This window comes from Alkalinema sp. FACHB-956, assembly GCF_014697025.1.
GTDB lineage: Bacteria > Cyanobacteriota > Cyanobacteriia > Leptolyngbyales > Leptolyngbyaceae > Alkalinema.
In genome coordinates this window covers 338,169-361,688 of the sequence record NZ_JACJRC010000003.1, presented here as the reverse complement: position 1 = coordinate 361,688, position 23,520 = coordinate 338,169, and the positions used below count along the sequence as shown (strand labels likewise).

Here is a 23,520-nt window from a genome sequence, read left to right as displayed (position 1 = left end):
GGAGCAAATCATATCGTTGCTGGCGATCTGTTGCTGGCGATGGCTGGGTGAATGCCAACAAAAAAGGAGGCGCGATCGCGCCTCCTGAGTCAAATCAGTTCAGTTTTGAATGAATCAAGAATGAACTGGAACGTATCCAATTACTTTCTACCCGCCAGCTTTTTCTTCTCCAACTTGCGCAGACGAATGGACTCTGGCGTAATCTCTAGCAGCTCATCTGGCCCGATGTACTCTAGTGCCCGCTCCAGACTCATTTCTTCCGGCGCTTTCAACTGCACTAACTCATCCCCACCCGCAGCCCGGTGGTTCGTCAGTGCCTTTGCCTTGCAGACGTTGAGATCCAGATCCTGGGGACGGTTGTGTTCTCCGATAATCATACCCTTGTACACCTTGGTACCCGGCTTGATGAAGAATACGCCACGGTCTTCCGCATTCTGCAAGGCATAGAAGGTTGCACTTCCCTCTTCAAAGGAGATAATCACCCCGTTGTAGCGAGCCTGAATTTCGCCCACCATTCCACGGTACTCAAAGAAGCTGTGGTTCATGATCCCTTCCCCACGGGTTAGCCGGATGAACTCACCCCGGAAACCGATCAAGCCCCGCGCCGGAACCACAAATTCCAATTGCGTCCGTCCGTTGCCGCCTGCTTCCATGTTTTGCATTTCAGCTTTGCGGGTTCCCAGCTTCTCAATGCAAGACCCAACTGCATCATCGGGCACATCCAGCACCAAGGTTTCAAAGGGCTCACAGGGTTGGCCGTTGATTTCGCGGAAGATCACCTGCGGCTGCGACACTTGGAACTCGTAGCCTTCCCGCCGCATCGTTTCGATCAGGATGCCTAGGTGCAATTCACCCCGGCCTGCCACGGAGAAGCGATCGGGGGAATCCGTTTCCTCTACCCGCAGTGCCACGTTGGTCTCTAACTCCCGCATCAAGCGATCGCGCACTTGGCGAGAGGTGACAAACTTACCTTCCTTGCCAGCGAACGGTGAATCGTTCACCATAAAGGTCATTTGCAAGGTCGGTTCATCGACCTTAATCAAAGGTAATGCTTGGGGATCGTCTGGATCCGTAATCGTTTCCCCAATGTTGGCATCAGCAAAACCTGCCACTGCCACCAAGTTACCCGCAGCAGATTCCTCAATTTCCACCCGTTTCAAGCCATCAAAGCCCAGCAGCTTGGAAATTTTGGCCTTGACGATCTTGCCATCATCCTTAACCAAGGCGGCCTGCTGACCGGCTTTGATCGTTCCATTGTGCACCCGCCCAATCACAATCCGACCTAAGTAATCGGAGTAGTCCAGCGTCGTAACTTGTAACTGCAATGGCTTGCTAGGATCTCCCACGGGCGGCGGAACGTGGCGCAGAATCGCATTAAACAGCGGCTCCATGCTGTCGGACTCTTCTTCGGGTTTTTCCTTAGCAAAGCCACCTAAGCCGGATCCGAATAGGTAAGGGAAGTCACACTGGTCGTCATCCGCGCCCAATTCGATAAACAGATCCAACACCTTATCAACGGCAATGTTGGGATCCTGGCGGGCTCGATCGATTTTGTTCACAAACACGATCGGACGTAGACCCTGTTCCAGCGCCTTTTTCAATACAAAGCGGGTCTGCGGCATCGGGCCTTCATTGGCGTCCACGATCAGCAGACAGCCGTCCACCATGCCCAGTACCCGTTCCACTTCACCCCCAAAGTCCGCGTGACCTGGAGTGTCCACAATATTAATTAAGGTTTCCTTGTAACGGACAGCCGTATTTTTAGACAGGATCGTAATGCCTCGCTCCCGTTCCAGATCGTTGGAGTCCATCACGCAGTCCGGAATATCCTCGTTCTCTCGGAAGGTTCCCGCTTGCTTCAGCAACGCATCCACGAGGGTCGTTTTACCATGGTCAACGTGGGCAATAATCGCAACGTTCCGAATCGGAAGAGACATGATTGTTCACTTTAAGGTAAAAGGGTAAGACTTGCTTCTTCGGTAGTAAAATCAAATGCTTCCGTAACGAAGCGTTAACAATTCTAGCGTAGCGTTTACCGATTTAGACAAATTTGGCAAATTGAGGTAAGCCTTCCTTGACAAGAGTGGATCCAAATGGAAATGTGTGCCTCCCCATCGGATAATCAGCAGCCAATCCGCTGATCTGAGGTAGCAGATTGAGTGACAATTTGCTAATTTACTGAATTCTTTACAAGAAAATGCTGAGTTTTTCCATAGTTTTCAGGAAAATACTGAGGCATATTGGAAAAGGTTAAGTGTTATCAGCTATTTTCGGGAAATTTGCGGAGAACGTCACGGATGGTTTAACGCCGATCGCCCGGTCTTGTGCTCGTTTTCCTAGGCTTGTCCCGTGGGGCCTTCTCTTACCCATTAGGTTAGTGCCTCTTGAGTTAGTGCCTCAGTTAGTGCCTCCCCAATTGCTATTTCTCCAGTTATGCTCGGCAATTTGTAAGCGTTATGATACGACCCTCCCTTCCCACTTGGTTTAATCGTTCCTTTTGGCAATCGCAATCAGAGACAACTTCTTTAACACGCAAAACTTTACTCAAAATTGGGGGAGTGATTGTTGGGATTTCTTCAGCGGCGATCGGGACGGTCTATTGGCATTCTTTCAGAACATTAGAAGACAATGTCAACCAGCAACTCTATCAGCGCATTCTGGATCAAGGACGACAGAACAGCGAAATTTTTCGGCTGGCTCAGGATAACCAGCAAATTCTTAAACAACACCTCCTACAGGATCTGAAAGTAGATGCGACGCCCAACCCTCAGGCAGAATTCAATCAATTAATGTATGCCTGGAAGGATGGCACTTGGCGTAATTTTCCCCAGGGAAAGTCATTAGCATTCTTTGATAAAGAGCGAGCCGCCACCGTTTTTCTGGGCAGAAACGTTCCGATCACGCCGATCCTGCAACATAAGGTGTTGTTGTTTCATCGGTTAGCCAGTCTCTATGGTCGTGCCTTTACCAGTCGCTTCACCAATACTTGGATTAACGGTACCGAAAATTTGTCTGTGGACTATCGTCCCAGTAGCCCTTGGGGATTGGAAGCGGCATCGGATGTGGATATTCTCCAAGAAGAGTATGGCTACGGTGCCGATCGCACCCACAACCCTACCCGAAAACCGTTTTGGACGAAGGTGTATTACGATGCCGTTCCCAAACAGTGGATGGTGTCTTTAGTCACCCCCGTGGATAATGATCGAGGGCAGCATGTGGCCTCGATCGGGAATGACATTGTCCTGAATGACCTCCTGGCACAGACGCAGCAAAATACGATCCCAGGAACCTACAACATGATCTTTCGGCAGGATGGCACCATGATTGTCCATCCCCGCTACACCACCGCAATCCTGGAGAAAAAAGGACAGTTAACTATTCAAAACACGGGCGATCGTCATCTTCAGCGCATTCTGGCCCAGGCGAAGCAACTGAATCAGGAGGCAGCCGTCTTTGAAGATCCTGATGGAGAAGCCTTTTGGGCGATTACTAAACTGCAGGGTCCCGATTGGTACTTTGTGACGGTTTATCCCATGCCCCTTTTAATTCAAGCGGCCTTGCAGGAGAGTTTGCTCTATTTGGCAATTGGCTCATTGACGCTGTTGTCGGAACTGTTCATCCTTTACCGCATCCTGCGCCAACAAGTCCATCAGCCCTTAAACCAGCTCTTGCAAGCCACGGAAAAAGTTGCTAGGGGTGAGTTTGAGGTGCAACTCAATTGCGATCGTACGGATGAGTTGGGTCGCTTAGCGCGATCGTTCACTAGCATGGCGGCTCAACTGCAAGCTTTATTTCAACAACTGGAAGTCCAGAACGAGCAGCTAGAAGTGCAAGTCCAGATCCGCACGATGGAACTTTCCAGTGCATTGCAAGAGTTGCAGTCCACCCAATCCCAACTGATCCAGAGCGAAAAAATGTCAAGTTTGGGTCAAATGGTGGCAGGCATTGCCCATGAGATTAATAATCCGGTTAGCTTCATCTATGGCAATCTCAGCCATGCCGAGACCTACATCAAAAACTTGCTAGATCATCTAGCACTTTACCAATGCCATTGTCCTCAGCCGGACAAGGCCGTGACCCAGCATGCCGACAGTATTGATCTGGAATTTGTGCAAACGGATTTGCCCAAGCTGCTCAATTCCATGCAAATTGGTACCGATCGGATCCGAGAGATCGTGGTCAACTTGCGTAACTTTTCCCGCTTGGATGAGGCCGAGCGCAAACTGGCCAACGTCCATGATGGGCTGGAGAGTACGTTGTTGATTTTGAATCATCGCCTCAAGCCGACAGGCCGATTTCCGGGGGTAACTGTGCACAAAACCTATGGTGATCTGCCAGAAATTGAATGCTATCCCGGTCAGTTGAACCAAGTGCTGATGAATTTGCTCAGTAACGCGATCGATGCCCTAACGGAGCATGGCGTAGAACAACCGACGATTTGGATTGAGACGGAGTATTGTCCACGGTACTCGCCTAATGCGGTGGTGATCCGGATTCGCGATAATGGTCCTGGCATTCCCCCGGAGATTCGAACTCGTATTTTTGATCCCTTTTTCACGACCAAACCCGTTGGTAAAGGCACCGGCTTAGGGTTAGCCATTAGCTACCAAGTCATTGTCGATCGTCATCAGGGCCATCTCTCCTGTCGATCGGAGCCTGGTCTGGGCACGGAATTCTGCATTGAACTGCCCATCCAGCCCAGCTACTCTGCCGCTCCTGTCCTCAGCAGTGTGACTCACGCCGCCCATCCCGAGCTCGGGACTCCGGAGGTATCAGATCCACCCACAACGGCGGAACCCTCCGCGGTCATGACCCAATACTCTCCGGCAAAACCTGCTAGGGGGTAGCCCGAAACGCCCCGAGTTGTAAGATTCGCTGCGCGATCGGAGTTTCAACTGGCATAACCGAAAGGCGATTGCCTGGGCGCACGACGAGTAATTCCTCCGGAGAGAAGGTCATCTTCAACTGGTCTAGGGTAATCAGTTGCGGCAGCGTTTCCACATACTGACATTTGACCGTATGCCAACGGGGAGCTTCCGGCGTGGCTTTGGGATCATAGTAGGGATTGGTGGAATCAAATTGGGTCGGATCAACTACTTGGGTTTCCACAATTTTCATCAATCCCGCAATACCCGGTGGCTTGGTGTTGGAATGGTAAAAAAAGGCAAAGTCGCCCACCTGCATGGATTTCAGGAAGTTACGGGCTTGATAATTGCGTACCCCGTCCCAAAGCCCAATGTTTTCCGTTTGTAAGTCATCGATCCCATAGACATCCGGTTCCGACTTCATTAACCAATAGGCCATAACCAATAAGCCACAGTCACACGTTATTTGAATTGCACAGCATTGGAAGCGTACAGCGCAGCTAGGTTGGAATCGCATCGCTTTGAATCGCATCGCTTTGAATCACATCGCTTTGAATCACATCGCTTTGAATCACATAGCCCCAGCTCGCAGTTTTCTACTATACGGCTTTCTATGCGGCTTTCTATACGGCGAAGGATTGCTCTGGTGTAGGTTGATGGGGGGCCACAGGATTTGGGATAGCAGGATTTGGGATAGCGGGATTCGGGGAAGGGCAGGATTGCAAGTGGGTCAGGCCACAAAAACAGTTGTCCTGTGCGAGCCAGCGCTGTCCCACTTGATATAACGCCACCAAAACGGGTTGAATTTCTCGGCCCTTATCCGTTAGCCAATATTCCACATGGGGTGGGACTTCTGCATAGACTTGCCGATGGACAAGGCCCTGCTTTTCCAACGATCGCAGCCGTTGCATCAAGGTTTTGGTACTAATTCCGGGTAAGGCGTCTACCAGAGTATGGGTACGCTTTGGCCCTGAAAATAACTCCCGCAAAATGGGTAAGGCCCATTTACCTTCCAGCACAGTCAACGTGTACTGGATCGGACAATGCTGTTCTGGCTGTGGGCAAAAATTTTCCATGCGATCGTGGGGTGGGTGAACAGGCCGTGGCATTGCCTCTCCATTCTGGGGGGTGGTTATGGGCGCAATGGCCTTTTTCCAGAAAATTTTCAACATTCCTTTAGAGTCCCCCCAATCCCCGATCGCGCCTCAATTTTTTACTACAAGTCACTAAGTGGGCTGATCGGTTAGTACCTTGCAGCGCCGGAGGGGATCGCTAGGATGCGAATATCACTCATCCACCATTGATTAACTCTCCCGGAGCTACTCCATGATTCGCTTTCTCGTGAGTATTTTGGTTTTTGTGATGAATACGGTCTACCGCAATCGACCGATCCAGCGGTTCTATGTGCTGGAAACGGTGGCGCGGGTGCCCTATTTTTCCTATCTCTCTGTCCTGCACCTGTATGAAACCATTGGCTGGTGGCGCAAAGCTGACTGGTTGAAAGTCCATTTTGCAGAGTCGTGGAATGAACTGCACCACCTGCTGATTATGGAAGAGTTGGGCGGTGCGGATGTCTGGATCGATCGCTTCTTGGCTCGCCATGTGGCGCTTTTGTACTACTGGATTATTGTGGTGATTTATGTCCTGTCACCGCGATCGGCTTACCACTTCATGGAATTGGTGGAACAACATGCCTATCGCACCTACGACCACTACCTGAAGGATTGCGAGGCCGAACTCAAGGCAGCCCCTGCTCCCCAAATCGCCATCAGCTATTACCGCGATGGGGATCTGTACATGTTCGACGAGTTCCAAACTGGGTACAAACCCGCCGAACGTCGTCCCAAGGTGGACAACCTCTACGATGTGTTTGTCAACATTAGAGATGACGAATCGGAACATGTCAAAACCATGGTGGCCTGCCAACGCTCCGATGCCCAAACCACCTTCAAGAGTCCTCACACTTCAACCGCCTTACCCGCCAACTAAAGGCTGGATAAGCTGGAATCCAGCCTGAACGACTGACCCGAATGATTCCAGAATTTTCTAACCATAACCTGACCATATTTTCTAACCATGACCTGACCGTTCTCGGGTCGTGAACTGATAGTAAACCGATGCGAAACAAGGCAGTGGGAAGGCAACCCACTGCTTTTCTTGTCGAATGCTGGCTAGAATCGAAGCTACAGATATTCAGCGCCAAACCATTAATTTCCTGGATAGCTCTTGTCAGTAACTAGATTTAGGGTTTTATTTTAGGAAGAAATACCCAATAGGCGTGGGTTTCACAGTACGCCGGGTCTGAAGTGAGGAGTAACCACCAGCATGAGCCACCACGGTCAAACCGCCCTTGAGGTCTTGAAAGAGACGAGTCGGACGTTCTTCATCCCTATCAGTCGTCTACCATCAGGGCTGCTGGAGGCGGTCGCCTCGGGCTATCTCTGTATGCGCGCGATCGATGAAATTGAGGACCATCCCGATGTGGATAATACAACCAAAGCCCTTGTCCTTCGCGAAATTAGTCAAGTGTTGCAATCGGGGGTGACAGGATTTACCAACGCAGATTTCGATCGGGCCTTTGGGGTGTATGCCGATCAGTTTCCTGAGGTATCCCATCGGTTGGGTGAATGGGCGAACTATGCACCGAGTGAGATTGCGCCCCGTGTGTGGGAAGCCACCGCTGCCATGGCCGATCGCATGGCCTACTGGGCAGAGCGCAATTGGGAAGTCCAAACGGAATACGATCTCGATCGCTATACCTTTAGCGTGGCAGGATCCGTAGGTTTGTTGCTATCAGATCTGTGGGCGTGGCATGACGGCACCCAGACCGATCGAACACAAGCGATCGGCTTTGGGCGAGGATTGCAAGCGGTCAATATTTTGCGGAACCATCGCGAAGATTTGGATCGGGGGGTCAGTTTCTTTCCCGATGGTTGGACAGTCAAAGATCTCGATCACTATGCTCGGCGTAACTTGGAACTGGCCGATCGCTACACCGAAAGCCTCCCCAAAGGGCCTGCCCGAGACTTCTGTGAGTTGCCCCTTGCCCTCGCCCATGCCACCCTGGATGCCATGACCCATGGCTTCCCGAAGCTGACCCGATCGCAGGTGATGGCTGTGGTTGCCCAGTTTACGGGGCTGCGTGGTTAGGCAAGCCGGGATCAGACGAAGCCTATGGGGAACGGTTTTTCCCATAGATTTCTAGAAAATCTTGGAGGAGGAGTGCGTCGGCTGCCAAAATTCAGGCTATCCTGTGGCATCCGATCGCACTGACTGAAGCCCGGATGCGGCGGTTATCCGTGGTGGTGTAGCAGTTCCGTTGCCCAGTCATAACAACTGACCACTGGAACCTCGCAACCCAAGCACGGCCTTCAGCGATCGTTCATCAGGTTGCTAGTGGCCCTACGTGCCATTCGGTCTCTCTTCAGTTATTCCCATTCAAGAATCAGGTATCCATTTCCCATGCGTCATTCTAGAGCTGCTGGACAGATCGTTTCTGCGGAGACTGCCTACTCTCCTTCGGTGCCCATTTCCCTATACCGAGAAGTCTCCTCTGAACTGCAATCCACTAAAGCTGCAATGGAGTCTCTCAAACATCAAAACCGCCAGTTACTGCAACAAAATCAGCAATTGCGGCAGGAAATTGAACGGTTAGTCAAGTTGGCGATGTATACCCAACAAGCCGTCAGCCATTTGCCCAGCTTGGCGGATGATCCCATAGAAAATGCGATCGAATCAGCTAGCCAGACCCAATTTATGGCTTCTACCATCGCTGGCTCAACCCTCACTGATCCTTGGAGCAGTCAAACACCTGCCGCAAGTCAAACACCTGTTGCAACAATGGCAGCCAAGCCGAGCAAAGTTTCCCAGGGATCCGGCGCTCGATCGGCCAAACCGATTAAATCAGCAACCCCGCGTAAGCTGCCGGCAAAGGCTTGGGTGATGGAGCAAGAGGCGACCCCCCGCTGGGGCGTGGGGGACTCTTCAGACGCTGCTGGGGGGCCGCTGGCCTTAAGTGGCTGGAAGTTAGCGATCGTGATTCCGTTGATTGTCCTGACCGCTTTTGGGGCTGGGTTTATGCTGGTACGTCCCCTGCTCTCTTCCAAGTAGCATCACAAGTAGCATCCAAATAGCATTGCCGAGGTGGCCCAAGGGGGTGCTTTCAAGGGGGCTTCCAAAGGCTTCTCCCAAGGAGATGATTCCCCGAGGGTCTTCCCAGGGGCTCTCAAGGGGCTCCCAATACGCTTCCCAGCGTGCTGGAAGTGGGTGTTTGGGGAAATCCTTCCTGTAGGGGATCTGTTAGGCGTTGGAGAGCATCATAACGGGCTAAGGCGATAAATTACTGTAAGCTCAAGGTGGGTTGGGATGATTACATAACTTCTCAGGAAAGTTCGAGATCCCAACGAATCTGATACCATCAAGCTACAGTGGGGTAACATCCGCTACAAAGTTTATGGTTTAGCAGTGATAGCAATAGGTTTTGCTATCTACATAGCAATCACATAAAAGATCGACAAGGAGTGTGGAACCTTGAAAAAGGTTGAAGCAATCATCCGCCCATTTAAGCTGGATGAAGTTAAAATTGCCCTCGTCAATGCTGGAATCGTCGGCATGACCGTTTCTGAAGTGCGGGGTTTTGGTCGCCAGAAGGGCCAAACGGAGCGCTACCGTGGCTCTGAATATACCGTTGAGTTTTTGCAGAAGCTGAAGATTGAAATCGTTATTGAAGACGCACAAGTTGACATGGTAGTGGATAAAATCATTGCCGCTGCCCGCACTGGCGAAATTGGAGATGGAAAAATCTTCATCAGCCCTGTGGATCAAATTGTACGGATTCGGACTGGCGAGAAAAACGTAGAGGCTATCTAGATTGCTTCATTCCTTCGGGTATTCCTTCGGGCGTTCCTGCGGAATGGAAAACAATCGGAAGTCACTGATTTTGAATGGTTGAAATCCTACGGAATCGTTTTTTAAGTGATTCCGTAGGGTTTTCTTTCTAAAAAGATTCTTCTGGGTGTTGGCAGCCAATCGGATGCTTCCCCTGCAATTGGCTAGCTTGTAGTAAACCTCGCCCTTCAGATAGCCTCTCGCTTACATAAAGAACGCGAGTTGAGAGCCCGTTTCAGTTTTGTGAACCTCGATGCGGGATTGGAAGGCATCTCGGAAATAGGGCATATGGGTCACCGTGAGGATGCAGGCAAAATCTGGCGCGATCGCGTTAATCGCCGCAATCAGTCGATCGCAGCCTTCCTGATCCTGGGTGCCAAAGCCTTCGTCCACAATGAGCATTTGCAGCGCAGTCCCCGATCGCTGTGATAACAACCGAGCCAACGCCAACCGAATGGCAAAGTTAATCCGAAAAGCTTCCCCTCCGGAATAGGTTTCGTAGGGCCGGGTTCCTTTGGCATCGGCAATGACAATATCTAGGGTTTCCGCGAGTTTTGCATTGGGGAGTTTGCCTTTCGCATTGCGTTTTTGGGTGACAAATTGCACATGTAATTGATTATTCGTCAACCGCGTCAAAATTTGATTGGCCAGGGTTTCCAACTGCGGTAAAACATTTTCAATCATCAGGGCTTGAATGCCATTTTTGCCAAAGGCCTGTACTAGTTCCTGATAAATACGATATTGCTGGCGGGTCGTTTGTAGCGATCGTTGTAGCGTTACTTGGTCTTGTAGCAGATACGATCGCTGTTGCTGTTGTTGTTGTAATTGCCCCAGTCGTGAAAGGGTTGCATCCAAGGTTTGCCGCTCCCGTTGCAACTTTTGCTCTAGCTGCTGAATCTGGGCGGTGGGTTCCGGGGCAGCGGCTAAGCATTTTTCGAGATATTGGCACTGCTGGCCCACACTTTCCAGACTGACTAGCTTGGTTTGTAAAGACTCTGCGAGGTCTTCTAGGCGTTGCCGCAGGTGGGGATATTGCTGTTGGGCCTGCTGGAGTTCTTGGTAGCGCAATTGGCTGGCTTGCACCTGTTTGAGGGCGGCTCTGAGGGCGTTGTGCTGCTCTAGGCTGTAGCCGAGGTCGGCAAGGTGTTGGTCGTACTGAGCCAGCCCCGCTGCCAGGGTGGTTTCCAGTTGGGCGATTTGAGCCGTACAGTCATCCTGCTGGGCTTGCAATTCCGGCAGCCGGTGCTCAATCTGGGTTTGTCGCCGTTGAGCTTGCTTAATTTCGGCCTGCTTAATTTCGGCCCAGCGCCAGCGATCGACCAGTCCTCGGGCAATGGCATGGTTGCGATCGTCGTAGTTCAGGTTGTCCAGGGTGTGATCCAATAGCCGCAATTCCTCTTGCAGATCGGGGGCAAATTCCCCACTCAACAGTTGGTGCTCCAGGTGCTGCACTTCGTGCAGTAGTTGATCGAGGCTCTGGCGACTGGATTCATTGACCTGAAGCTGCTCCTGCAACTGCCCCCGCCGTTCTAACACCGAACCGTACTGCTCCAATCGTTTTTCGATATCGCGATATTCCTGACGCAGCACTTGGATTTCCCGTTCAGATACTGCCAGTTGTTCCCGAATCACCCAAATTTGCTCCAGAATCTCCTGTTGTTTAGCCAAATGTTTTTGCACTACCAATTCCCAGTGGTGTTCATCCAAAGGCCGATCGCACAGGGGACAGGGGGGAAAGTCTGCCAGATTCGCCGTAGGATTCGTCACCGTCGAGTCTAGGTCAGAATTGCCGGATGTGTAATTGCTGGATGCGTGATTACTGGATGCGTGATTACTGGATGTGTAATTGCCGGATGCGTAATTGTCGGATGTGTAATTCCCCGTGGCTTCTTGGACGGTCACCGGAGCCCGATCGCGCGTTAGGGATGCGGGATTGTCGTCGGCCAACTCAACGATCATGTCCATCGCTTCATCATGGTGTCGGAGCAGCGCGGCTTGTAACTCTGTGGTGAGGTGGGCATCTTCGCTGCGATGTTTGAGCAAGCGAAGGATTTGATCAACCTCCGCCAGTTGCGCTTCGTAATCCCGTTGGTGAGCCTGTAATCGTTCCATGAAGTTGCGCCGCTCCAACCCCTTTTCCCGTACCCGTTCTTGATATTTCCGCAGTTTATCCAATTCATCAATCCGATCGCAGACTTCCACCACCGCCTGCTGTAACTGTGGTTGTTGCGATTGTTGTTGCTCCATCTGTTTTGCAGTGGTGCGGAGTTCTTCTAAGCGAGCCGTAACGCGGGCAGTGGCTTGGTCAATCGATCGTTGGAGTTGCTGTTTGCGTTGTAAGAGGGGTGCGACTTGCAGTTGAATACTATCGAATTGTTCCAACTGTTGACGAGCGCTTTGCAGATTGGCCAACCCCGCTTCTACGTCGGGGATGTGACTGAGAATGTGCTGGTTCTCTTCCATCTGGTCGCGCAAGGTCTCCGTTTGGGCCCACAATTGCTGCTGCTGTTGTTGCAGTTCATTAAGCCGTTGCTGATGTTGATTGAGATATTGTTGTTTGCGTGTTTGCAAGTCTTGGTAAAGCTGGAAGCGATTGGCTAGGAATTCTTCCTGGGCTTGGAGTTCTTGGCTGTGCAAATAGGCGGCATAGATCGCTTCCTCCGCTTGCAAGAGTGCAACGATCGCTTGATAACTCTCTTCTGCCTGTTGATATTCCTTTTGTAGCCGTTGGCAATCCTGCTGATGTTGCTGGTATTGCTGTCGATGCCATTGCAGTTGCTGTTGCCAAATTTCCCGCTGGTGCTGCTGGGTTTGTAAGGTTTGCAAGGTTTTTCGATCGCGAATTTGTTGCTCTTGTAGCGTGGAGAGGTGCTGTTCCAGTTCAGCCTGCTGAGTTTCCAGATTTTGCAATTGGCTGAGTTGCTGGTCGATCGACGTTTGCTGGCGTTCTAGGGCATCCACTTCCGCTTTGAATTGCCGAGCTTGCTCCTTGGCCTTTTCAGCCAGTTCGTCGTACTGTTGCAGTTTCAGCAGGTCAGCCAGAATTTGTTTACGATCGCTGGGGCGCTTCAGCATGAATTCATCGGCTCGCCCTTGGCGCAGGTAAGCTGAATTAATAAATGTGTCGTAGTCTAGCTTTACGTGTTCCAAAATAAATTGTTGTGTCGCCCGCAAGCCCTTTTCCGTCAGGGGCCGAAACCGTTGGGGAAATTCATGGGTTAACGGATCCAAGGCAATTTGAAACTCCAAAATCATGCCCTGACCCCGATGGCGGCTACGAATTACGCGATAGAGGTGGTTATGGATGCAAAACAGGAATTCAACGCGGGTTTCACTTTCGCCAAAATGAATGATATCGTCTTCCACTGCGGCACGACTTTCGCCCCAAATGGCCCAGGAAATCGCTTCCAATAACGAGGATTTGCCCGCACCGTTGGCACCGGAAATGCAGGCCGTGTGCAGCCCACGAAAGTCCAAGGTGGCTTCCCGATAACTCAAAAAGTTATTCAATTTGAGTTGCAAGGGAATCATGCTACTCGCCTAAGGAATATCGATCTCTATCCCGCGTCCACTAATACAAACATTCACCAATACAGATGCACGTCAATACATACGAACGCAATTTACAGTGTAGATCGCCAAAGGCACGATCCGTAAGGGGTTGAGGCAAATTTCCCGATCGTGGCTCGATCGTTTGAGGCTTCTCTGGCGATCGTTGGGGTCTTGTTTCCGATCGGGCGATCAAGTTCAGTGCGAGAAGGTAAGGGGGAATCCTCGCTGGCAGAAGTCAGGAACCTTCTGGGAACGCCTGCGTCAAACTGCTTAAGAACCACTCCTCCACGGATACTCTAGATTATGGTTAGCTCACACACATTAGGTCAGGCTTCAGATCAGGTTTTAGATCAGGCTTCCGAACAGACCAGTCAGTCCCCTAGCGCACCCTCTAGCTTCAAGCGTTGGCAGGCCGGAACGGCCTTGATCATTGCCTTGGGGACTCCGATCGTCAACTTGGCTCCGATCGCTACCTTGGGTGTCCAAGCCCAATCCACCCCAGTTCGGGTTGCCCAAACCTACAATCAGCCCGTGCTGTTTTCGCGGACATTGCGAATTCCGGTGGGGACGGTGATTCCGGTGACCTACGACAAGGCAGAAAAAATTGTAGTGACTCCGGATGAAACTCAAAAAATTGATTTGACGGTTCCCAGCAATATTCGCGCCAGTAATGGCACCCTGCTGATTCCGGCGGGCAGCAAGGTGGAAGGGGAACTGCGCCCTGCCACGACCAGCGATAACGAAAAAGGCTCGCGATTCATTGCCAAGACGCTTGTCCTAAAGGATGGCAGCAAAGATGGACTGCGGATGCCCCTCGATGCGACTTCGAATATCGTGACTCGTAAAGAAACGATCGAAAAAGGCAATCAAACCGCTTCGATTTTGACAGGAGCCGCGATCGGGACTGGGGCCGCAACGATTATTTCTGGCGTAACGGGCAACCGGAAAATCACGCTGGGCAAGATTCTCATTGGAACGGCAGGGGGTGCCCTGGGTGGATTGTTGCTGGGTAAACCCAAGAAAACCGAAGTGGTCGTGATTAATTCCGACAGCGATTTGGATCTGCGGTTAAATTCTCCCCTGGCGTTTAATCGCTATTAGGGCCATCGATGATTCATCTCAGTCCAATTTGAGGTGAGTTGAAGGGGTCTTGGTTCGTGTTTTGGGTGTCAGTTTGTAGGGGATAGTCTGGGGCGACAAGGTTTTGCGCGACAAGGTCTTGTTCGACTATGACTGACCCTTCCGGTTCTCTTCCTTGTGTCATGGTTGGTCTTCTCATGGTGAAACCTCTCCCAACTGGGAGAGGTTTTTTCTGGGCAAAATTTCTGAGCGATCGATGCGGATGGCTGTGCGGAAAGCTTTTTTGTTCGTAAACTTAAACTCATTGCCCCGATCGCCCAGATTCCACCCTGTAGATTCAAAGATGACGCCCTTCCCCCTTCCCCCCGGCAGAAAAGGATTACCCATCATTGGCGAAACCCTAGAATTTGCTAGGAATCCCAACTACATTGCCGATCGCTATGCTGAATATGGCCCCATTTTTAGTACACGATTTGCTGGCAAGCCCGCTGCCTTCATGGTGGGGCCGACAGCCTTGGAATTTATCCTTTCCTCTGGTATGGATCATCTGACCTGGGGGGATGGTTGGCCCCAGCCTTTTCGCCTATTACTGGGTCGATCGCTGTTTCTCCAGGATGGGGCAGAACATCGACGTAACCGCAAATTACTTATGCCGGCCTTCTACGGTGCAGCCCTAGCCCGGTATTTGGAAACGATGGAAGCGATCGTGCAGCAATACCTGTACCGATGGGAACAACAACAGCAACTCCAATGGTTCCCGGAATTTAAACGATTCACCTTTGAAGTCGCCAGTAACATCTTCCTGGGCGTAGAAACTGGATCGGATAATCAACGCCTAAGTACCTTATTTACCCAGCTTTCCGATGGCTTTTTCTCCTTCATCAACCTCCCAGGCACCAAACTCAACCGAGGCTTAGCGGCACGGCGAAAAATCCTCACCTATGTCAATCAGGTCGTGAACCAACGGCGCAAAAATCCCACCAATGACGCCCTCAGTCTACTCCTACAAGCAACCGACGAAACCGGCGATCGTCTCAGCCAAGAAGAAATTTGTAACCACGCCATTCTCATGCTGTTTGCTGGGCATGAAACAACAACGGCAATGCTGACTTGGTCTGTTTTGGAATTGGGTCGCCATCCAGAAATTCTGCAAACCCTGCGTACAGAACAAGAGGCGTTGGGAAAGGCTCCGTTAACCCTGGAAGCCTTGCAGCAAATGCCTGCCCTCGATCGCTTTTTGCTGGAAATTGAACGGTGTCATCCCCCGGTCGGTGGCGGCTTTCGGGGAGTGGTTCAAGGGTTTGACTTTAACGGTTACCATGTGCCTGCGGGTTGGCTGGTGCAGTATTCGATCGCCTACACCCACCAACTTCCGGAGTTATATCCTGAACCGGAGCGGTTCAACCCCGATCGTTGGCTAGAGGATAAACCGAAACCTTTTGGCCTGGTGGGGTTTGGTGGTGGGTCACGCATTTGTTTAGGGCTAGCCTTTGCAAAAATGGAAATGAAGTTAGTCCTGGCCCATTTGCTACGGGATTACGAGTGGCAACTGTTACCTCACCAAAACCTAGACCCCATGATTATTCCCGTCTGTCGCCCGAAAGACGGCTGTCGAGTCACCTTCCAACGGCGATCGATGCACAAAAGCTAGTCGATCGGCAGGTCAAAATTGGAGAAATATAATGCTACGATTTTTCCTCAAGCTCTAGTAGACCAAGCTCTAGTAGATGTTGGCTGAAGTGGAGCTACCATTTCGGCTCCTAAGCGAAATCTTGATGTCCGGTTAGGTAAATCCGTAAGTGTTGCCGCTCATGTTTAACCAATTGCTGGCTCGATTTCTAAAACCTTTCCCGCAATTGAGATTCTCATTGTTAGTGAATATCATCCCAATCTCGATCCAACTCCCGTTTACTGTGGGAAAAGGACTGGAAATATAACTTACTTATGGATCCAAAGTGAAAAATTCTGCTGCGAACAAACCCCATTCAAAGTCAACCGTATCGGATCAATAAATGTAAACTTTTCGTCAATTGCAGATTTTTACGCCTTACGCAGCTCCCATAAAACCAAGACGACCAATTTGGCGTAATCCTGAACGTTCACGTAAAGTTGGGATACCCCCTTAAGCGCCATGACTGTTTTACCGATGGAAGCCCCGTCTCCCACCCCCCTGCCTCAAGCCCCTACCTCCGCCGACCTCGATCGCACCCTGGCCCACCTCACCCAGCACAAACACAACTGGTTACAAGTCTCGATCGCACAACGCATTCAATATTTAGAACAATGCCTAGTCAACCTCGATCGCATCGCCCCCGCCTGGGCCAACGCCTCCTGCCAAGCCAAAGGACTCGACCCTGACGCCGCCATTGCTGGAGAAGAATGGATTGCTGGCCCCGTCGCCACCGCCATGGGACTACGATCGCTCATCACCACCCTACAAACCTGGCAAGCTGGCAAACCCCGCACCGCACCCCTGCGGCAATTCCAAAGCCAAGCGATCGCCCAAGTCTTCCCCGAAAACCTGATGGATTGTTTGCTCTTTCTGGGGCAGCGTGGCGAAGTTTGGCTAGACCCCGATCGTCCCACCACCCAAGGCAAAATCTATCGCCACAAACCTAGCCTTGGCCAACTGTGCCTAGTCCTGGGCGCAGGTAATCTCTCCTGCATCGCCCCCCTCGATACCATTCACCAACTCTTCACCGAAGACCAAACTGTCCTACTCAAAATGAATCCAGTCAATGCCTACATCGGGCCATTCCTGGAACAGACCTTTGCCCCCCTGATTCAAGACGGCTTCCTCGCGATTGTCTACGGCGGTGCAGACACCGGAGCCTACCTCTGCCAACACCCCGAGATCGACACCATTCACATCACCGGAGCCGAAGCCACCCACGACAATATTGTTTGGGGCAAGAATCCCCAGCAGCAAAAAAACACAGGCACCCCGCAACTCAACAAACCGATTGCCTCAGAACTCGGCGGCGTCACTCCCATTTTGGTCGTCCCCGGTCAATGGTCGCGATCGGATCTGCAATTTCAAGCCAGACATATTGCCAGCATGGTCGCCCATAACGGCAGCTTCGATTGTGTCGCAGGCAAAGTCCTTGTCCTTGCACAAGATTGGCCCCAACGGGAAGAGTTTTTAACCCTCCTCCATCAAACCCTCGCCCAAACTCCCACCCGCAAAGCCTACTACCCCGGTGCCCAGGAACGCCACCAAGCTTTTTGTACCCAATACCCCGATCATCTCCCATTAAAGGATCCAGCCGTACCGGAAACCCCTACCGATCACCTGCCCTGGACCCTCTTGCCTAATGTCCCCGCCCAAGCGGGAGAATACGCCCTGACCCAGGAAGCCTTTTGTGGGGTCTTGGCCGAAGTCACGATCGCGGCCCAAACCGCCGATGAATTCCTCCCAGCCGCCGTAGACTTTGTTAACCACACCGTCGCAGGCAACTTAGGCTGCATCCTCTTGATCGCCCCACCCACCCAGCGGCAATACCGAGCAGAATTGGACGCAGCGATCGCCCACCTGCGCTACGGCGTCATTGGCGTCAATGCCTGGGCGGGGGCAGCCTTTATGTTTGCAGGGTTGGCTTGGGGTGCATTTCCTGGCAACCCCCTGCACCACATCCAATCCGGTCAAGGCTTTGTCCACAATACTTACCTATTCGACCATCCCCAAAAATCAGTCCTCTCCCTCCCGTTCCGCCCCCTCACCTTGCCCACCTGGTTTGTCGATCACCGCAATCTCAAACAAACTGCCCAAGCCTACCTCAAGCTCATGGTCGCACCCAGTTGGTTGCGTTTTCTGCAAGTCGCGATCGCAGGATTGCAAGGCTAGGCAAGCATCCCACCACCCCAGCCTGACAGGCCCTTTGAAGCCCCTTTTTTGGCCCGTTCCAGCCCCTCAATCAAATCCTCGCTTTCCGATTTTTAAGTATTGTTACCCCCTCGTGATATGATCTCCAGTGGTTTAGTTTTGCCACGGAAGCGCTTTGAATACTGCATTCGAGCTGAATTTCCTGGCAGATTGTCGAAAACTTCAGTTTAACCATTTTTGCTATGGAGGATATCCCTCAAGCCAGTGTTGATGCGATCGAACAGCCCCCCGTAGAGGTTGAAGAAGGTTCTTCTTCGCAATCTATGGACGAGTACTACGCTCTACAGCGTGAATTGATCGTCACAACGATTGTTCTGATGGGACTCATCTTTCCAGCGGTGTGGTTTTTTTATGACTTGAATGTAGCTCTGAATTATTTGATGGGCGCATTCACGGGTGTCATTTATCTGAGGTTGCTGGGTAAAAATGTCGAGAAGCTGGGTCAAGGAGCAAGTGCGGTAGGAAAATCGCAAATTGCGGTTTTCGTGGGCGTGATGATTCTCGCTACACAACTGAAGCAACTCAGTATCCTGCCCATCTTTTTAGGATTCCTCACCTATAAAGCAACTCTGATTATTTACACCCTACGAATTCTCCTCGTTCCCGATCGTTCTGCGAACTCGTAATGAATGATTGGTCACGATTTGGGATCATCCATCCCACAACCTTTGGGAAAAGCCGCTTGAACTGAGATGCTTAATTTCTTAGACACGCTCAATATTGCGCCCCTCGCCAGCTTGGAGGTGGGTCAGCATTTTTATTGGCATATCGGCAATCTCGAGGTTCACGGGCAGGTTTTCTTGACGACTTGGTTCGTCGCGGCATTGTTGATCATTGCCTCGTTGCTGGCGACTCGGAATATCCAAAAGGTGCCCAAAGGGGCTCAAAACCTGATGGAGTATGCACTGGAGTTTGTGCGTGATTTAGCTCGCAACCAGTTGGGCGAAAAAGAATATCGGCCTTGGGTGCCATTCATTGGAACCCTCTTCCTGTTCATTTTTGTCGCCAACTGGTCGGGTGCGCTCGTGCCCTGGAAGCTGATTAAGTTGCCGGAAGGTGAACTGGCTGCCCCCACGAACGACATCAACACCACAGTTGCTTTGGCATTACTGGTTTCGATCGCCTACTTCTATGCTGGCTTCAAGAAAAAAGGCTTGGGCTACTTTGGGAAGTACGTGCAACCAACCCCCGTCCTGCTCCCCATCGCAATCTTAGAAGACTTTACCAAACCCCTCTCCCTGAGCTTCCGTCTATTTGGAAACATCTTGGCGGATGAACTCGTTGTGGGTGTGCTGGTGCTTCTGGTGCCGTTGTTTGTACCACTGCCGGTGATGCTACTGGGATTATTTACCAGTGCCATCCAAGCGTTGGTATTTGCAACCCTGGCCGGTGCTTACATTCATGAAGCACTGGAAGGGCATGGCGATGAGCATGAAGAGCATGCTTAAAACCTGTTTATCCTTGATTGAATTTGATTTAATCAAGCGTTGAACCCCGGATTGATATGTCGATCCCCTTAACGTGATACGCTGTATCGCGGCGCGTGATACTGTTCACGTTCATTTGACTTGAAATTGTCGTTTGTTTACGTTAAAGGTAAAGTCACCATGGATGTTTCTTCCGCTTCCGTTCTAGCTGCGGCTCTGGCAATCGGTTTGGCTGCGATCGGCCCTGGTATTGGTCAAGGTAATGCGTCTGGTAGCGCCGTTGAAGGGATTGCTCGTCAGCCTGAAGCTGAAGGCAAAATTCGCGGTACCCTGCTGCTGACTCTGGCGTTCATGGAGTCCCTGACCATCTACGGTCTGGTGATTGCGCTCGTACTGCTGTTCGCAAACCCCTTCAGATAAGGTTTGAGTTTGGTTGTGGGGTGGGTCATGGTCGAGGGAGTTTTCCTGATTAAGCCCGTGACCCATTGCCCATGTCTTGCAGTCCTAGCCCACGAGCCAATCAATCATGTTTGATTTTGATGCGACACTGCCGCTGATGGCAGTTCAATTTATTCTCCTGATGGTGATCCTGAACGCCATCTTCTTCAAACCCTTAACCAAGGTAGTTGAAGACCGTGCGGAGCTGATCCGCAGCAGTCAAACAGGCGCAAAGGAAGGGTTAGAGAAGGTCAACGCCATTACTCAACAATACGAGAAGGAGTTGGCAGATAGCCGTCGTCAGTATCAGGCAATCATTGCGAAGGCTCAAGCTGAAGCACAAAAGATTGCGGATGATCAAATTGCGGCTGCCCAGGCTGAAGCGATCGCCCAACGAGAACAAGCCACGAAGGCGCTAGATGCTGAGAAAGCAACTGCCATGGCAGCGCTGGAACAGCAAGTCGATGCCCTGAGCCAAGAGATTCTAAACAAGCTTTTAGTTGGAGTGTAGTGACAGATTCACCGATTCTGAAATTCAGAAAACGCTCTTGATTCTGGCTTTTAGAACGTTTTATCTAGTCCCTACCATAATGTTTTCGGCGCAGTTGTGAGTTGGTGTCATGGATATTTTTTTACAACTCGCCAGTGGGGCTTCTTTGATAGCCTCAGAAATGGCGGAAGCGGCTGAGGGAGGCTTTGGTTTCAATTTCGATATTATTGAAGCCAATTTAGTCAACCTCGCCATTGTGATCGGTATATTGGTTTACTTTGGTCGTGGTTTCTTAAGCAAAACCCTGGGCGAACGCTCATCGGCGATCGAACAAGCCCTTTCCGAAGCAGAACGGCGTCGTGCGGAAACTGCGAAGTTACTGGCTGCGGAACAGGAAAAGCTCAAGAATGCCCAAGCAGAAGCGGTGGCAATTGTGGCCAAGGCAGAAGGCGATGCCCAACGGGCGCGGGAAGCCATTTTGGCCAACGCAGCCGAAGAAGTGGCTCGTATGAAGCAAGAAGCCGCATCCAACCTCAGTGCTGAGCAAGCTCGCATTCTGAACGAATTGCGGGTTCGCATTGCTGAGTTGGCGATGCAGCAGGCAGAATCTCAGTTGCCCGGTCGGTTAAACGACGATGCCCAACAACGGTTGGTCGATCGCAGTATTGCACTCCTAGGAGGTCAGTAAATGAAAGGTGGTCTGCTGACTTCTGATGTGTACGAACCCTACGCCCAAGCTCTGCTATCCCTGGGTCAATCGAATAATTTGGTTGGTGACTTCAGCAACGATATCAACCTGATTTTAGAAACCATCGGAACTTCGGACGAATTGGCTCAATTCTTTGAAAACCCCTTTATCAAAGATGATGCCAAGAAGGGTGTCATTGCTAGCCTATTTGGCGGCAAGATCAACCCCTTTACGCAGAACTTCCTGCAAGTGCTGATCGATCGGCGTCGCATTGTCTTTTTAGCGGGCATCTGCAAGGAATTTCAGGCATTGGTTCGTAAGTTGAACCAAGCCGTATTAGCAGAAGTCACCTCGGCGGTGGAACTGAATGACGGCCAAAAGCAAGCGATTCGCGATCGGGTCATCGCGATGACCGGTGCTCGCCAGGTCGATATGGAAACCAGCGTTGATAGCAGCCTCATTGGTGGCGTCATCATCAAAGTCGGTTCCCAAGTCATTGATGCAAGCCTACGGGGACAACTGCGCCGAATTTCCTACCGCTTAGCCGGTGCGAATTAGTTGAACCAAAGCTGCATTGATCACCGCAATGCTTTTCTTGTAAGTCTTCCCTCATCCGTAACGTTGTAAAGAGAGCAATCCCATGGCAGCGATTAGACCTGACGAAATTAGTAGCATTATTCGCCAACAGATCGAGCAGTACAACCAAGACGTAAAAGTTTCCAACGTCGGTACCGTGCTGCAAGTGGGTGATGGTATCGCCCGCGTTTACGGTTTGGATCAGGCAATGGCCGGAGAACTCCTAGAGTTTGAAGATGGCTCTGTCGGTATCTCCTTCAACTTGGAAGAAGATAACGTCGGTGTGGTGTTGATGAGTGATGGTCGCACCATCCAAGAAGGTTCCACCGTAACCGCCACCGGCAGAATCGCCCAAATTCCCGTGGGTGACGCCATGATTGGCCGTGTGGTTGATTCCTTGGCTCGTCCGATCGACGGTAAAGGCGACATCGCAACCACCGAAACCCGCTTGATCGAGTCCATGGCTCCTGGCATCATCGCCCGGAAATCCGTGTGTGAGCCCATGCAAACCGGGATTACCGCGATCGACTCCATGATTCCCATCGGTCGGGGTCAGCGGGAACTGATCATCGGTGACCGTCAAACCGGAAAAACCTCCGTGGCCGTGGACACCATCCTGAACCAAAAGGGTGAAGATGTGGTCTGCGTTTACGTAGCCGTCGGTCAAAAGGCTTCCACCGTTGCGAACGTGGTGCAAGTGCTGCAAGAGCGCGGTGCGCTGGAATACACGATCGTGGTTGCTGCTAACGCCAACGATCCTGCGTCCCTGCAATTCCTCGCACCCTACACTGGTGCAGCTCTGGCTGAGTACTTCATGTACAAGGGCAAAGCAACCTTGGTGGTCTACGATGACCTGTCCAAGCAAGCCCAGGCTTACCGTCAAATGTCCCTGCTGCTGCGTCGTCCGCCCGGTCGTGAAGCCTATCCTGGGGATGTGTTCTACCTCCACAGCCGTTTGCTGGAGCGGGCTGCAAAACTCAGCGATGCGCTGGGTGGCGGTAGCATGACGGCTCTGCCGATCGTGGAAACCCAAGCCGGTGACGTGTCTGCGTACATTCCCACCAACGTCATTTCCATTACCGACGGTCAAATCTTCCTCTCCACTGACCTGTTCAACTCCGGTCTACGTCCGGCGGTGAACGCAGGGATCTCGGTATCCCGGGTGGGTTCCGCCGCTCAAACCAAGGCCATGAAAAAGGTCGCGGGTAAGGTGAAGCTGGAGCTGGCTCAGTTCGCAGAATTGGAAGCCTTCGCGCAGTTCGCATCTGACTTGGATAAAGCCACCCAAAACCAATTGGCCCGTGGTAAGCGCCTTCGGGAAATCCTCAAGCAGCCCCAGTTCAGCCCGCTGCTGTTGAACGAACAAGTAGCCATCATCTACGCTGGGATTAACGGCTATTTGGATGACTTGGCAGCTGAGAAAGTGGTGGACTTCAACAAGGGTCTGCGCGAGTACCTGAAGACCAGCAAGCCCCGCTACGTGGAAATCGTTCAAGGCAACAAAGTCCTGGATGATGAAGCTGAAGCTCTGCTGAAGGAAGGCATCGCTGAGTTCAAGAAGAACTTCGCCGCTTAAGTTAAGTTACTTAAGTCAAATCAGTGAGGTTTATGTCGGGTGAGCGATCGTTCACCCG

General features: G+C 51.5%; 19 protein-coding genes. 15 read left to right on the top strand and 4 right to left on the bottom strand.

Features of this window, described 5'->3' with window-relative positions; all coding sequences use genetic code 11:
• Positions 1-140: 140 nt before the first annotated feature.
• Positions 141-1,937: a translational GTPase TypA gene (gene typA, locus H6G21_RS06670; RefSeq protein WP_190571810.1), complete on the bottom strand. Its 1,797-nt coding sequence runs from the start codon at positions 1,935-1,937 to the stop codon at positions 141-143.
• A gap of 519 nt (positions 1,938-2,456) precedes the next feature.
• Between typA and H6G21_RS06665 the strand changes: the two genes are divergently transcribed.
• Positions 2,457-4,847, top strand: a complete 2,391-nt coding sequence (locus tag H6G21_RS06665; RefSeq protein ID WP_190571808.1) for an ATP-binding protein — start codon at positions 2,457-2,459, stop codon at positions 4,845-4,847.
• On the opposite strand, the gene H6G21_RS06660 is transcribed toward H6G21_RS06665, so the two are convergent.
• Both H6G21_RS06660 and H6G21_RS06655 read right to left on the bottom strand, forming a co-directional pair.
• Positions 4,837-5,304 carry an EVE domain-containing protein gene (locus tag H6G21_RS06660; RefSeq protein ID WP_190571806.1) on the bottom strand — a complete coding sequence of 156 codons (468 nt, stop codon included), beginning with the start codon at positions 5,302-5,304 and terminating at the stop codon, positions 4,837-4,839. The genes H6G21_RS06665 and H6G21_RS06660 overlap by 11 nt on opposite strands.
• A 184-nt stretch (positions 5,305-5,488) precedes the next feature.
• Complete coding sequence (locus H6G21_RS06655; protein ID WP_190572028.1) at positions 5,489-5,941, bottom strand: helix-turn-helix domain-containing protein; 453 nt, start codon at positions 5,939-5,941, stop codon at positions 5,489-5,491.
• Between the two features lie 250 nt (positions 5,942-6,191).
• On the opposite strand from H6G21_RS06655, the gene H6G21_RS06650 reads away from it, so the two are divergent.
• From H6G21_RS06650 to H6G21_RS06635, 4 genes are all read left to right on the top strand, one after another.
• Entirely contained in the window at positions 6,192-6,854 is a 663-nt protein-coding gene (locus H6G21_RS06650; RefSeq protein WP_190571797.1) for an alternative oxidase, read from the top strand.
• A 336-nt stretch (positions 6,855-7,190) separates the two neighbouring features.
• Positions 7,191-8,015, top strand: a complete 825-nt coding sequence (locus H6G21_RS06645; RefSeq protein ID WP_190571794.1) for a phytoene/squalene synthase family protein — start codon at positions 7,191-7,193, stop codon at positions 8,013-8,015.
• Positions 8,016-8,327: 312 nt separating this feature from the next.
• On the top strand, positions 8,328-8,975 hold the full coding sequence (locus H6G21_RS06640; RefSeq protein WP_190571793.1) for a hypothetical protein: 648 nt from the start codon (positions 8,328-8,330) through the stop codon (positions 8,973-8,975).
• 420 nt (positions 8,976-9,395) lie between these two features.
• Positions 9,396-9,734, top strand: coding sequence for a P-II family nitrogen regulator (locus H6G21_RS06635; protein WP_190571791.1), 339 nt, complete (start codon positions 9,396-9,398; stop codon positions 9,732-9,734).
• A gap of 222 nt (positions 9,735-9,956) precedes the next feature.
• Here the strand turns inward: H6G21_RS06635 and H6G21_RS06630 are convergent, their stop codons facing one another.
• Positions 9,957-13,283, bottom strand: coding sequence for an SMC family ATPase (locus H6G21_RS06630; RefSeq protein WP_190571789.1), 3,327 nt, complete (start codon positions 13,281-13,283; stop codon positions 9,957-9,959).
• 324 nt (positions 13,284-13,607) lie between these two features.
• On the opposite strand from H6G21_RS06630, the gene H6G21_RS06625 reads away from it, so the two are divergent.
• The 10 genes from H6G21_RS06625 (at position 13,608) to atpA (ending at position 23,462) form a co-directional block, all read left to right on the top strand.
• Positions 13,608-14,405: a hypothetical protein gene (locus tag H6G21_RS06625; RefSeq protein WP_242041687.1), complete on the top strand. Its 798-nt coding sequence runs from the start codon at positions 13,608-13,610 to the stop codon at positions 14,403-14,405.
• A 322-nt stretch (positions 14,406-14,727) separates the two neighbouring features.
• Positions 14,728-16,035: a cytochrome P450 gene (locus H6G21_RS06620; RefSeq protein WP_190571787.1), complete on the top strand. Its 1,308-nt coding sequence runs from the start codon at positions 14,728-14,730 to the stop codon at positions 16,033-16,035.
• 480 nt (positions 16,036-16,515) lie between these two features.
• The gene (locus tag H6G21_RS06615; protein ID WP_199307059.1) at positions 16,516-18,228 is read left to right on the top strand and encodes an aldehyde dehydrogenase family protein; all 1,713 of its coding nucleotides are present in this window, start codon (positions 16,516-16,518) and stop codon (positions 18,226-18,228) included.
• Between the two features lie 221 nt (positions 18,229-18,449).
• Entirely contained in the window at positions 18,450-18,893 is a 444-nt protein-coding gene (locus H6G21_RS06610) for an ATP synthase subunit I (RefSeq protein WP_199307058.1), read from the top strand.
• A gap of 66 nt (positions 18,894-18,959) precedes the next feature.
• A complete protein-coding gene (gene atpB / locus H6G21_RS06605) occupies positions 18,960-19,715 on the top strand; it encodes a F0F1 ATP synthase subunit A (protein ID WP_190571777.1) in 756 nt (251 codons plus the stop codon).
• Positions 19,716-19,874: 159 nt separating this feature from the next.
• The gene (gene atpE / locus H6G21_RS06600; protein ID WP_190571775.1) at positions 19,875-20,114 is read left to right on the top strand and encodes an ATP synthase F0 subunit C; all 240 of its coding nucleotides are present in this window, start codon (positions 19,875-19,877) and stop codon (positions 20,112-20,114) included.
• Between the two features lie 106 nt (positions 20,115-20,220).
• Positions 20,221-20,643: a F0F1 ATP synthase subunit B' gene (locus H6G21_RS06595; RefSeq protein ID WP_190571774.1), complete on the top strand. Its 423-nt coding sequence runs from the start codon at positions 20,221-20,223 to the stop codon at positions 20,641-20,643.
• Between the two features lie 109 nt (positions 20,644-20,752).
• Complete coding sequence (locus H6G21_RS06590) at positions 20,753-21,310, top strand: F0F1 ATP synthase subunit B (RefSeq protein ID WP_190571772.1); 558 nt, start codon at positions 20,753-20,755, stop codon at positions 21,308-21,310.
• Positions 21,311-21,868, top strand: a complete 558-nt coding sequence (gene atpH / locus H6G21_RS06585) for an ATP synthase F1 subunit delta (protein WP_190571769.1) — start codon at positions 21,311-21,313, stop codon at positions 21,866-21,868. It abuts the gene before it with no gap.
• A gap of 82 nt (positions 21,869-21,950) precedes the next feature.
• Entirely contained in the window at positions 21,951-23,462 is a 1,512-nt protein-coding gene (gene atpA / locus H6G21_RS06580) for a F0F1 ATP synthase subunit alpha (protein WP_190571767.1), read from the top strand.
• Positions 23,463-23,520: the final 58 nt, after the last annotated feature.